11 protein-coding genes are annotated in these 11,545 nt (G+C 63.3%); 5 read left to right on the top strand and 6 right to left on the bottom strand.

Features of this window, described 5'->3' with window-relative positions:
• Positions 1-17: 17 nt before the first annotated feature.
• The gene (locus tag U1R88_RS30060; protein WP_322434590.1) at positions 18-686 is read right to left on the bottom strand and encodes a sulfite oxidase-like oxidoreductase; all 669 of its coding nucleotides are present in this window, start codon (positions 684-686) and stop codon (positions 18-20) included.
• A gap of 87 nt (positions 687-773) precedes the next feature.
• Between U1R88_RS30060 and U1R88_RS30055 the strand changes: the two genes are divergently transcribed.
• Positions 774-2,819: a M3 family metallopeptidase gene (locus U1R88_RS30055; RefSeq protein WP_322434589.1), complete on the top strand. Its 2,046-nt coding sequence runs from the start codon at positions 774-776 to the stop codon at positions 2,817-2,819.
• Positions 2,820-2,895: 76 nt separating this feature from the next.
• Here U1R88_RS30055 and olsB read toward each other — a convergent pair whose 3' ends face one another.
• The 5 genes from olsB to U1R88_RS30030 all read right to left on the bottom strand — a co-directional run bounded on the left by olsB (position 2,896) and on the right by U1R88_RS30030 (position 6,825).
• Positions 2,896-3,819 (bottom strand): l-ornithine N(alpha)-acyltransferase, encoded by a 924-nt coding sequence (gene olsB, locus U1R88_RS30050; protein WP_371260291.1) that lies wholly within the window; start codon positions 3,817-3,819, stop codon positions 2,896-2,898.
• 124 nt (positions 3,820-3,943) lie between these two features.
• Entirely contained in the window at positions 3,944-4,588 is a 645-nt protein-coding gene (locus tag U1R88_RS30045) for a Pr6Pr family membrane protein (protein ID WP_322434588.1), read from the bottom strand.
• A gap of 67 nt (positions 4,589-4,655) precedes the next feature.
• Positions 4,656-5,309: a Pr6Pr family membrane protein gene (locus U1R88_RS30040; protein ID WP_322434587.1), complete on the bottom strand. Its 654-nt coding sequence runs from the start codon at positions 5,307-5,309 to the stop codon at positions 4,656-4,658.
• Between the two features lie 135 nt (positions 5,310-5,444).
• Complete coding sequence (locus U1R88_RS30035; protein ID WP_322434586.1) at positions 5,445-5,792, bottom strand: hypothetical protein; 348 nt, start codon at positions 5,790-5,792, stop codon at positions 5,445-5,447.
• Between the two features lie 106 nt (positions 5,793-5,898).
• Positions 5,899-6,825 carry an ATP-binding protein gene (locus U1R88_RS30030; RefSeq protein ID WP_322434622.1) on the bottom strand — a complete coding sequence of 309 codons (927 nt, stop codon included), beginning with the start codon at positions 6,823-6,825 and terminating at the stop codon, positions 5,899-5,901.
• Between U1R88_RS30030 and U1R88_RS30025 the strand changes: the two genes are divergently transcribed.
• Genes U1R88_RS30025 through U1R88_RS35740 form a run of 4 tightly spaced genes read left to right on the top strand, consistent with a single transcriptional unit; the run spans position 6,777 to position 11,284 of the window.
• Entirely contained in the window at positions 6,777-7,403 is a 627-nt protein-coding gene (locus U1R88_RS30025) for a TnsA endonuclease N-terminal domain-containing protein (RefSeq protein WP_322434585.1), read from the top strand. The two genes, U1R88_RS30030 and U1R88_RS30025, sit on opposite strands and share 49 nt — an antisense overlap.
• Positions 7,396-9,318, top strand: a complete 1,923-nt coding sequence (locus tag U1R88_RS30020; RefSeq protein WP_322434584.1) for a Mu transposase C-terminal domain-containing protein — start codon at positions 7,396-7,398, stop codon at positions 9,316-9,318. Before U1R88_RS30025 ends, U1R88_RS30020 begins: the two co-directional genes overlap by 8 nt.
• Positions 9,315-10,205, top strand: coding sequence for a TniB family NTP-binding protein (locus U1R88_RS30015; protein WP_322434583.1), 891 nt, complete (start codon positions 9,315-9,317; stop codon positions 10,203-10,205). The genes U1R88_RS30020 and U1R88_RS30015 overlap by 4 nt, the downstream gene beginning before the upstream one ends.
• Entirely contained in the window at positions 10,097-11,284 is a 1,188-nt protein-coding gene (locus U1R88_RS35740; RefSeq protein ID WP_425545499.1) for a TniQ family protein, read from the top strand. The genes U1R88_RS30015 and U1R88_RS35740 overlap by 109 nt, the downstream gene beginning before the upstream one ends.
• Positions 11,285-11,545: the final 261 nt, after the last annotated feature.

Below are 11,545 nucleotides of genomic sequence, written 5' to 3'. Positions count from 1 at the left end.
GGAACCGACAATGCGGCTCACTCGCTGTAGCGCTCTTCCCGCCAGGGATCGCCGCGATTGTGATAGCCGCGCACTTCCCAGAAGCCTGGCTTGTCGCGGCTGGCGAACTCGATGCGGGTCAGCCATTTGGCGCTCTTCCAGAAGTAGAGCCGGGGCACCACCAGCCGCACCGGGCCGCCATGGTCTGAGGTCAGTGGCTTGCCTTCCCAGGCATGGGCGATCAGCACGTCCTCGCCCAGGAAATCCTGCAGGGAGAGGTTGGTGGTGTAGCCATCGGCCGAATGCAGCACGACATGACTCGCCTCCGGCCTGGGGCGCACGATCTCGGCGAGAGCCAACGTGGGCAGGCCCTCGAAATGGTTGTCGTAGCGCGACCAGGTGGTGACGCAGTGGATGTCGCAGACCTGTGTCACCTGGGGCTGGGCCGAAAAGGCCGTGAAATCCCAGACGACCGGATTCTCGACCGCCCCGAACACATCGAGCTGCCAGTGCGCCTTGCCGATGCTGGGCTGCAGGCCGAGATCGAGCACCGGCCAGTCCTTGACGAGATGCTGGCCCGGCGGCAGGCGGTCGCTCTCGGGCCGGGAAGCCCGGCCGGTGAGGAACTTGCCGGCCTGGGCCCAGAGCTGCTTGGTGCGGGTGAGCTTGGAATCGGTCGGCGTCGCCGGGTCGTTTTCATCGGCCATGGTGCCCTCCAAAATCAAAAGATAATGCATATTTCAGGAGACGGAAGGTCGGCTGCTATAAGGCCGTATCCGAATCGAGGCTCCTGCATGTCCGCTGATACCAATCCCCTGCTCGCCCGCTCGTCCGCTCCCTTCGACGCACCGCCTTTCGCCGAGATCCGCACCGAGCATTATCGCCCGGCCTTCGAGGCGGCGCTGGCCGAGAACAGGGGCGAGATCGATAGGATCGCGGGCAACGCCGCCGAGCCGAGCTTCGACAATACGGTGGCGGCGCTGGAACGATCGGGCCGGGCGCTCGACCAGGTCGCCTCGGTGTTCTTCAACCTGGCTGGCTCCGACACCAACGACGAATTGCAGGCGATCGAGCGCGAGATGGCGCCGGTGCTCTCGCGTCATCACACCGCGATTTATCTGAACGACGCTTTGTTCCGGCGCGTCGACGCCGTTTTCGCCCGCCGCGCCGAACTCGGTCTGTCGCCGGAGCAGGCCCGGGTGCTCGATCGCTATCACACCGCCTTCCGCCGGGCCGGAGCCGGCAAGCCGGAGGCGGTCAAGCAGCGGCTATCAGCGATTTCCGAACGCCTTGCCAGCCTGGGCACCCAGTTCGGGCAGAATGTGCTGAAGGACGAGAAGGCTTGGTCGATGAAGCTCGACGGCGAGGCCGATCTTGCCGGCCTGCCCGATTTCCTGCGCTCTGCCAGCGCCGGCGCCGCCGGAGATCGCGGCGAGAGCGGCCATGTCGTCACGCTCTCGCGTTCCCTGATCGAGCCCTTCCTGCAATTCTCCGCCCGCCGCGACCTGCGCGAGACGGCCTTCAAGGCCTGGCTGGCCCGCGGCGAGGGCGGCGGCGAGACGGACAATCGCGCCTTGATCGCCGAGATGGTGGCGCTGAGGGCCGAGCGCGCCAGGCTCCTGGGCTACCAGACCTTCGCCCATTACCGGCTCGACGATTCCATGGCTCGCACGCCCGAGGCGGCGCTCGATCTCTTGCGCTCAGTGTGGCAGCCGGCCCGCGGCCAGGCCGAACGCGAGCGCGCGGGCCTGGAGGCGCTGGCGGCCGGTGAAGGCGACAATATCGCGCTGCAGGCCTGGGACTGGCGCTATTATGCCGAGAAGAAGCGCCGCCAGGAATTCGACCTCGACGAGGCCGAACTCAAGCCCTATCTGCAGCTCGACAAGATCATCGAGGCGGCCTTCGACACGGCCCGGCGCCTGTTCGGCATCACCTTCACCGAGCGCAAGGACGTGCCGGTCTATCATCCCGACGTCCGGGCCTTCGAGGCGACGGATGCGGCCGGCGCCAGCATCGGCCTGTTCTATGGCGACTATTTCGCCCGGCCCTCCAAGCGCAGCGGCGCCTGGATGAGCGCCTTCCGCAGCCAGGAGCGGCTGAACGGCGCCATCAGCCCGATCATCGTCAATGTGATGAATTTCGCCCGCGGCGCGGAGGGCGAGCCGACCCTGTTGTCCTTCGACGACGCCCGCACTTTGTTCCACGAATTTGGCCATGGCCTGCACGGCCTGTTGTCGGACGTCACCTATCCCCTGCTCTCGGGTACCGGCGTGGCGCGCGACTTCGTCGAATTCCCTTCGCAGCTCTACGAGCACTGGCTCGAACAGCCCGAAGTGCTGCAGCGCTATGCCGTGCACTACAAGACAGGCGAGCCGATGCCGAAGGCCCTGCTCGATCGCCTGCTTGCCAGCCGCACTTTCAACCAGGGCTTTGCCACGGTGGAATATGTCTCCTCCGCTTTGGTCGATCTCGAAATGCATCTGCTTGATAAGGCCGAGGCCTTCGATGTCGGTGCCTTCGAGGCCAAGGTGCTCGGCGAGATCGACATGCCCCGGGCCATGGTGATGCGTCACCGCCCGCCGCATTTCCAGCATGTCTTCTCGGGCGAGGGCTATTCGTCGGCCTATTATTCCTATCTGTGGTCGGAAGTGCTCGATGCCGACGGCTTCGATGCCTTCGTCGAAGCGGGCGATATCTTCGACGGTGAGACGGCCCGCAAGCTCAGAGAGTTCGTCTATGCCGCCGGCAACCGGCAGGATGCGGCACAGGCCTATCGCGACTTCCGCGGCCATGATCCCAAGCCCGAGGCCTTGCTGAAGAAGCGCGGCCTGGCGGCCTGAGGGTGTGCCGGTCTTCGGACCGGCATTGACCCCCTACGGTCGTCTTGGACATGCCGGTCTGAAGACCGGCACACCGCTACGCCGCGTGGCGTTCCGCGCCGGCGCCGAAATGGCCGACATAGCGGGCGCTGATCTTCTCGACCGGCAGGACCACCAGCACGTCGGTGGTACCGAACTGGTGGTCGACCACTGCGCCGTCGCCGAAAGTGGCGCCGAGGCGCAGATAGCCCTTGATCAAGGGCGGCAGGGCATGCAGCGCCTGCTTGACGTCGATGCCTTCCTTGGCGATGCGGTTCATCGAGACATAGCGCTCCGGCACGGCCTTGACGCGCCATTCGCCCTCGGCGGCAGCATGGTGGTGCAGGAAGGCGAGCGGCAAGGCAAGGCGGCTCGGGTCGGTGCCTTCGAGGCTCGCGCAGCCCAGCATCACATCGATCTTGTGGTGCAGCACATAGGTCCAGATGCCGTGCCAGAGCAGTTCCACCGTGCGCTTGTTGCGATAGGCCGGCAGCACGCAGGAACGGCCGAGCTCGAGGAAGCGGCGGCCAGGATGGGCCGCTATCAGCGGCTCGATGGCGTATTCGCCGGCCGAATAGAAGCCGCCATGGCGCTCGGCCACGTCCTGGCGCAGCAGGCGATAGGTGCCGACCACACGGCCGCCCGGCTTGCCCAGCTTGGTGGGAGCGTCATGGTCGATCACCAGCAAGTGGTCGCAGAGCGTGTCGTAATCGTCGCGGTCACGCCTGGAGATCAGGGACAGCGCGTCCGGGATGGCGGCCATCTCCTCGTAGAACACCTGATAGCGCAGCTTTTGCGCCTTCTTCACGTCCCTTGCGGTCTCAGCCAACCGCACTTCCAGGGAGCCGATGCGTCCGAGAGTCATCGGCAGACCGATATTCTCGATGCGGCGTTGGCGCAAGGCGGGCTTGAGCCGGCGGCGCGGCGCCAAGGGCACGATGCCGGCCGGCAGCTTGCTGCCCCAGCCGCGCGGATTGATCATTGCAAACAAGCCTTTCGGCGGCGTCGTCGGCATCTTCAGCCCCTGCCCGAATCCCCATCGGAGCAGCATCATCACAGTTTTCGCACGGATTTGTGACAACAAGCCGCAGTATCGCGTTACCTGATCAGGCAGTTCTAGCCGGCGCCATGGCCTGGTCGATCGCCACCACGATCAGTCCTAGCACAAAGAAGCCTGCCAGGATGACGAGGCCATTGGCGAGCGCGCCGCCATAGCCGAGCACCGTGACGTCGCCGAACGGATAGAGGTAGCGGCCGGTCAGAGCGCCGTAGAGCAGCGAATAGGCGACATAGAGCAGGGGGTAGAGCATCCATGCCAGCGGGTCGCGCCAGCTCAATCGTCCCTTCGGCACGAAGAGGAGCCAATAGAGCACGAACAAGACCGGCACGACGCGATGCAGCATGTTATCGACCGCAAGCGTCAGGCCGCTCATCGGGCGCAACCCGGTAAGAAGGACTGCGAAGATCACGCCGACCACGAAGATATAGATGGCCACGGCTGCCCGGGTTCCCGGCCGGGTCAGCAAGCCGTCGCGTTCTCCGAGAAGGGCGCTGGCCCCGGACACGATCGCCACCAGCGTGTTGGTGAGCACGGTGAAGTAGCTGAAGACGAGGATGACGCCCTCGAGCGCGCTGCCTCCCCGCGCCTGCACGGTCTCGATGCCCAGCAGCACCTGCAACAGCACGGCGCCGCCCGCGATGAGCGCGATCACCGCTGCGAAGAGGCGCCCGAGCGCTGGATTGCCTGTCACGCCATGCCTCGCTGTGGCTGCGTTCGGCGGCTTAGCAACGGGTCCATCATCATGATACCGTCAGTCGTCATTGTCGCGCGCGGATGGCGGAGCCGGCGAGAGCGCGATCGAGCGCCACCAGCGCAAGGCCGAGGCCGTAGAAGGCCAGGAGGATGAAGGCGGCATTGCCGAGGGCGCGGGGATAGCCGAGCACCGGCACGTTGGAGAAGGGATAGAGATAGCGCCCCGTCAGCGCGCCATAGACCAGCGAATAGACGACGTAGAGCGCCGGAAAGGCGAGCCAGGCCAGCGGATCTCGCCAGGCCAACCGCCCCTTCGGCACGAAGATGAGCCAATAGAGCGTGAAGAGTACCGGCACAACCCGGTGCAAGGCGATGTCGACGGGGACGGCGAGGCCCGTCAGCTGCCGCAACCCGGCGAGAAGCACGGCATAGATCACGCCGACGATGACGATGTAGACGGTGACGGCTGCCCTGGTCGCGGGCCGGGTCAGGAATCCATCGGCCTCTCCGCGCACGGCGCAGGCGGTGGCGACCACGGCCAGGATCACATTGGTCTGCAGCGTGAAATAGCTGAACACGGTGACGAGGCCGTCAAGCGCCGTGCGTCCCTGCGCCATCACTGCCCCGACTACGATCCAGGCGCGCAGGGCGACGGCGAGCCAGGCGATGATCGCGATCAGCGCCGCAAAGAGGCGTCCGGCTGCCTGGCTGCCCGTCATCAATCACCTCGATCGCTGTTGCGGCTGGCGATCCAGTCTAAAGCATCGAGCCGAAAAGTGGGCGCCGGTTTTCGGCAGGAACGATGCCAGCCCAATAGCTTGCAGCATCGGTCGAGGCTGGCCGGCCCGCAGCGTTCAATAGGGATCGCTGCGTTCGAGGATTTCCTGGCCCATCAGCACGCAGTCGCCCGGGATCTGGGCGTAGATCAGGCGCATGCGGTAATTGCCCTTATAGATCGAACCTTCGACCTCGATCACGTCGAAACGCCCCTTGCCTACCAAGGCGCCGACGGTGCCGATCGCCTTGACGCTGTCGGGATCGACCGTGGCGCGGTCGTCATTGTCGGAATGGAAGGCGAGCAGTTTCTGGGCCTGCTTCACGGCGGCGTCGGCACAGCGAGGACGGGGAGCGGCCTGGGTGGCAGCGGTGCCGGCGAGCAAGGCGAGCAAGGCGAGGCAGGCGAGGAGGGCGGGAATGCGCATGACATGTCTCGGGTGAACTTCGGCTCGGTGCTGTCTGCAGATAGCCGCTTCGCGGCCGCGTCGCCAGTCCGTCCATGCCACGGATGCTGTGCAGGGGAGGTCGAACCTATGCCAGCACCGTCGCCCGGTCTGTCCGCGCCCGGTAGCTCAGGGCCTCGGCGATGTGGATGCGGCCGACATCGGCCTCGCCGTCGAGATCGGCCAGGGTGCGCGAAACCCTGAGCACGCGGTGGAAGCCGCGGGCGGACAGGCGCATGGCTTCCGAGGCGTCGCGCAACAGCTTGGTAGCCGCCGCATCGGGGCGGGCGACCTCCTCGACCACATTGACCGGCACGCTGGCATTGGTGGAGCCGTCGGGCAGGCCGAGCGTGCGATAGCGCCGGGCGGCGCGATCGCGGGCCTCGGCCACCCGGGCCGCCACCTCGGCCGAACCCTCGGCGGGCGGCGGCAGGATGAGATCGGCGGCCGAGACGGCAGGCACCTCGACGACGATGTCGATGCGGTCGAGCAGCGGGCCGGAGATCCGGGCCTGGTAGTCGGCGGCGCAGCGCTCCACCGGTCCGCGCCGGCAGGCGAAGCCGGGATCATTGGCCTTGCCGCAGCGGCAGGGGTTCATCGCCGCGACGAGCTGGATCCGCGCGGGATAGGTGACGCGGGCATTGGCCCTGGCGATCACCGCCTCGCCCGATTCCAGCGGCTGGCGCAGGGCATCGAGGGTCTGCGGCGTGAATTCCGGCATCTCGTCGAGAAAAAGCACGCCGTGATGGGAGAGCGAGACTTCACCGGGCCGGGCATGGATGCCGCTGTCAGTTTGCGAAATAGCTGCGACTCGACGGGAATGAATCAATGAGTTACGATAAACTTGGACGAAATAGATGCGACTGGAATCTCGAATTAGCTGCGACTGGGTTCGAGATGATACGAAATAGCTGCGACTCGATTCAGTTGGAGCCCGTCCGCAAGATTGGGCCGACGCGACGGAGCGTGTCCGGCCTGCACGTCTTTCGTGGCGAGACGTCGATCCCCTACGAATCGTCGCTGGAGCGGGACTATCTGATACGGCTCGACTTCCTGCCAGGCGTGCTGGACGTGATTCCGCAGCCTGTTGCGATCGAGTTCAAGACGCCGCAAGGACGGTCGTTCGCTTATACCCCAGACTATCTGGTGTATTTCAGACTTGGAGACTTGAACTACCTCGACTACCCCAAGCCTTTGCTCGTCGAGGTGAAGCCGCAAAGCGAGTGGCGGAGCCATTGGCGTGAGTGGCTGCCCAAGTGGAAGGCAGCGTACAGGTATGCTCTTGAGCAGGGATGGCAGTTTCGGATCATGGATGAGAGTCGTATCCGGGATCTGGCCCTTGAAAACATCCAGTTTCTGTCGCGTTATAGACGCATGCAGTTTGCGCCCGAGGACTGCATGCAGGTGCTCGAAACTTTACGGCGGGCAGAAAGCACTACGATCGACTATCTGCTCGGGCGGCACTTCGTAGGTCCGTGGCGGGCGGAGGGGATCGCACTCGTCTGGCATTTGATCGCGATGCACCGGATCGATTGCGACATTTCGCGACCCTTGAACGATGCAACGGAAGTGTGGATCGGCGAGCATGGATGAAGCCACCGACGACGGTCGCCAGGACAATCCGGCGTTTCAGCCTAACCGCCGACCGGTGAAGGTGGAGCCTGGCGCGCTTGTGACGCACGCAGGTGGCACGTATCGCATCAGCGAGGTGGTGGATCTTCAAACTGTCGTAGCGCGAGCGATCGAGACCGGCCGAACGGCAGTTCTGCGAATAGGAGAGCTCGAGCCTGCCGCGACCGATCCCTTGGTTTGCAGCTCGGATCTTGGTGAGTTCTCGGAGGATGATTGGAGTGTCGCCCAGGCTAGATATGAGACCATCAAGCCGCTGATCGAAACAATCCCCTTGCGACGCGCCGACGTTGTCAATCGGTCGGCCGAGACGGGTCGTGATCCTGCCACTCTCTATCGATGGCTGCGACGTTATCAAGCTGTTGGGAGCCAGTTGGCCCTGCTGCCCAAGGCTCGTGGCTGGAGGGCGGGCAAGTCCCGGCTTAGCCGCGACACTGAAAATACGATAGACCGAGCCCTTCGCGAGCATTATTTGAAGTATCAGCGATCTCGGCCGAGCAAGACAGTGATCGAGGTCCTGCGTCGATGTGACGAGTTGGGAGTTACGCCGCCCAGCCCGGAGGCGATACGCCGACGCATTGCACGATTGCCGGAACGGGAAGTTTTGCGGGGCCGGGGTTATCGGGAACGAGCCAAGAATAAGTTCTCGCCTGCCGCGGGCTCGTTTCCGGGGGCCGACTATCCATTGAGCGTCATCCAGATCGACCATACCCGCGTGGATATCGTGCTTGTTGATGACGTGCACCGGTTGCCGGTGAAGCCGCCGTGGATCACGCTCGCGATAGATGTCTATTCACGGGTAGTGACCGGATATTATCTATCCTTCGACGATCCGTCGGAAGCATCGGTGGCTGCCTGCATTTCTCATTCGATGCTTCCTAAGGAAGAGTGGTTGCTGTTGCATGGATGTGATGGTGATTGGCCGGTCTGGGGTATACCGGCCAAGGTGCATGTCGATAACGGTCCCGACTTTCGATCCGATACATTCCGATATTCATGTGCAGCTTACGGCATCGATCTTGAGTACAGGCCAGTCAAGCAGCCAAATTATGGAGGGCACATCGAGCGTCTGCTGGGGACGCTGATGCGGGAGATCCATGATCTGCCCGGCACGACATTTTCATCGGTCAAGGAGCGCGGAGACTACGACTCGGAACGTCATGCGGTCATGACGATCACGGAGTTCGAGATCTGGCTCGTAAACTTGATCACGAAGATCTATCACCGCAAGAAGCATTCCTCGCTTGGCATGACCCCTTTGCGCCAATGGGAGCTCGGCATTTTCGGTGATCGCGAGAAACGTGGCGTGGGTCTGCCGGCGCGCCCCTCCGACCGGCAAACCGTCGTGTTGGATTTCATGCCGATGTTCCGGCGCACCATCCAGACTTTTGGCGTGTCGATCGAGGGGCTGACCTATTATGACGAGGCACTGCGGCCGTGGATCAATGAGTCTGATCCGAAAACGGGAACCAAGCGGGAGTTCATATTTCGGCGCGATCCGCGCGATATCAGCAGTATCTGGTTCTTTGACCCGACCCTGAAGCGTTATTGCCGCATTCCATCTGCAGATCTTTCCCTGCCCAGCATGAGCAAATGGGAATATCAATCCGCAAAGGAGCGGGTTCGGGAGGAAGGCGCGGCAAGCGTGAACCCGCAAGAATTGCTGCGTGCGGTCACCGAAATGAGGGCTCAAGTTGAGGCCGCATCTGAGAAGACCAAGAAGGCGCGACGGCAGGCACAACGGCGTCGCGAGCACGAACGCAAACTTTCGCAGGTCAAGCCGGTTGCGTTGGCGGCGGTAACCCAGACCCCCTCCCCGCCCCCTGCGGCAAATGGGTTGCTGAGTGGGGACATCAATGGCTTTGAGGACATCGCATGATGTCGTTGGAGCACATACACCCTGCATTTCGGCACGTCATGGCGCTGTCGGATCGGGAGCGCATGGCGTTCATGGATGAGCCGCGCTGGATCGGTCACAAGGCGGCGCAACACGTCCTCGATATCCTCCAAGGCCTGCTCAGCAAGCCGGTCCGCCATCGCATGCCGAATCTCTTGATCGTCGGCGATTCCAACAACGGCAAGACGACGGTCGTTCGTCGCTTCAAGGAATTGTGCGGCCAAGCTTATGTCAACGAGGACGCAGAGCCGGTCAAACCGGTCATCCTGGCTGAGGCGCCGCCGTCGGCTGACGAGAAGGGGCTTTACATCTCGATCCTCGAGCAGTTCTGGGCGCCCTATCGTGCCACGGACCCTGCCTCGAAACTGCGATACCAGGTCGTACATCTGGCGCGGGCCTGCAAGGTCAGGATGCTGATTATCGACGAGTTCCACTCCCTGCTCACGGGGACGCCGGTCAAGCAACGTGAGGTGATGAACGCCCTCAAGCTCCTGTGCAACGAGCTGTCGATTCCGGTCGTCGGCGCTGGCACCCGGGACGCGGTTCGGGTCCTCCACACGGATCCGCAGCATGCCAGCCGGTTCGATGTGGCCACGTTGCCCCTGTGGGAACTCAATGCTGAGTTTCAGCGCCTCCTAGCCGGGTTCGAGAAGGTGATTCCACTCAAGCAGCCTTCCCGTCTGCATGAGCCGGAACTTGCCGCACTTCTTCACGCCATATCGGAGGGCAACACCGGTAACCTGCATCGTTTGCTCGTCGAATGCGCTCTGGAGGCCATCCAGACGGGCAAGGAGCGCATCGACAAAGCGACTATCGAGAAGAAATCATGGTTGCGGCCGACCCGCGGAATCCGGGAACTGATGGGCTGACACGACTATGGGTCCTGCCTGTCCCGATCCTGGGAGACGAGCTGATCTCCTCCTGGCTAGCCCGCTCTGCTCTGACGCTGGGTTGTGATCCTCTGGTCTTGACCGGGGCTATATGGCCGCATTGGCGGGTATGGACTGTGGATGTGGATCGTGCTTTCCCGGAAGACAGGCTTGAGGCACTGATCCGAGCCTGCGGCATAGCACGTGCCAGAATCTGCAAAGCTGGTCTGGAGGACGTGCATCAGGCCATTTCCTGCCACATAGACCAGGGTATCTGGCCCTGGCTGTTGGCGTACGGTACGCGCAATCGCCGACATCGTGGCGGGCTGCAATATTGCCCCCGTTGTCTGGGCGGCAATCACATTCCCTATTACCGGCGTGCCTGGCGGCTGGCATGGCATACGGGCTGTGCAATCCACGGCGAAACTCTGCGTGATGGCTGTCCTTGCTGTTCGGCAGCGATCGAGCCGCATCTGTTGACGGCGCAGGCCATTCGTCTCGACCGCTGCGCGAGCTGTGGCGGAGACCTTCGGCAGGCGGGGCGCGGGCCGTTGCAGAGAGGAGCGTTTCGGTTTCAGCAATTGGCGGACGAGGTCGTCGAGGTCGGATGCGGCCGGTTTGGAGATCAAACCATGCCAAGCCGCGAGTGGTTTGCGTTGGCGCGCTTTCTGATCGCCTTGCTCCGGCGGGTTTCGAGCGGCAAGTCTCGGGGGCTGAGGCATTTCTTGACGAGCCTGGATGTGGATCCTTCGGACGTGGACTTACCGCCAGTGTTGCAACTTCCCCTTGAGCTGTTGTCGACTGGTGAACGTATTCAGTTGTTGAGGCCTATTGCAGGCTTGCTGGAGGCCGGGGTCGACCGATTCATCACTGCGGCGCGCGGGGCTCGCCTGACGCAGGCGTCTCTTCACAGTGTTCAACCAAATGTTCCAATCGGGCTTGGGCCATTGGTGAAAAGCCTTCCCTGCTCGAATTATTGTCGCCGACACAATTCGGCGCGTCGCCCGGAATTTCCACGCACTCCCAGTGCCGTGTTGCGCCAGTGCCGCCTGATGCACAGGCGGTTGGCACGCCGATGAGTTCGGTTGTCGATGCGAGCACATGCGACGGATGCGGTCGCCAGATGGCGCAAGCGCATCGGGTTCATCAAGGCTTGCGGTACTGCTCGACCTGTTATGCCCGCGAGTTTCGACGCCGGCTTTGCCAGCGCTGTGGAAACTTTTCCCTGCTTCCCCGGAACGAGGACCCAGGCGTTTGCAGAACTTGTGAGCGAGCAAAGCCCTGTGTGCGATGCGGACGCAGCGGGCTGCCGATCGGCAAGCTCACGGCGTATGGGCCGG

Source organism: Labrys sedimenti (assembly GCF_034424805.1).
GTDB lineage: Bacteria > Pseudomonadota > Alphaproteobacteria > Rhizobiales > Labraceae > Labrys > Labrys sedimenti.
Note: the sequence above shows the minus strand (reverse complement) of the source record. Positions and strands in the feature narration are given on the sequence as shown.

Bases quoted from the DNA above. Each gene is read 5' to 3' on its own strand.
- U1R88_RS30055 (WP_322434589.1), top strand. From the start codon at position 774: ATGTCCGCTGATACCAATCCCCTGCTCGCCCGCTCGTCCGCTCCCTTC.
- olsB (WP_371260291.1), bottom strand. From the start codon at position 3,819: ATGATCAATCCGCGCGGCTGGGGCAGCAAGCTGCCGGCCGGCATCGTG.
- U1R88_RS30015 (WP_322434583.1), top strand. From the start codon at position 9,315: ATGATGTCGTTGGAGCACATACACCCTGCATTTCGGCACGTCATGGCG.
- U1R88_RS30060 (WP_322434590.1), bottom strand. From the start codon at position 686: ATGGCCGATGAAAACGACCCGGCGACGCCGACCGATTCCAAGCTCACC.
- U1R88_RS30020 (WP_322434584.1), top strand. From the start codon at position 7,396: ATGGATGAAGCCACCGACGACGGTCGCCAGGACAATCCGGCGTTTCAG.
- U1R88_RS30035 (WP_322434586.1), bottom strand. From the start codon at position 5,792: ATGCGCATTCCCGCCCTCCTCGCCTGCCTCGCCTTGCTCGCCTTGCTC.
- U1R88_RS30040 (WP_322434587.1), bottom strand. From the start codon at position 5,309: ATGACGGGCAGCCAGGCAGCCGGACGCCTCTTTGCGGCGCTGATCGCG.
- U1R88_RS35740 (WP_425545499.1), top strand. From the start codon at position 10,097: ATGCGCTCTGGAGGCCATCCAGACGGGCAAGGAGCGCATCGACAAAGC.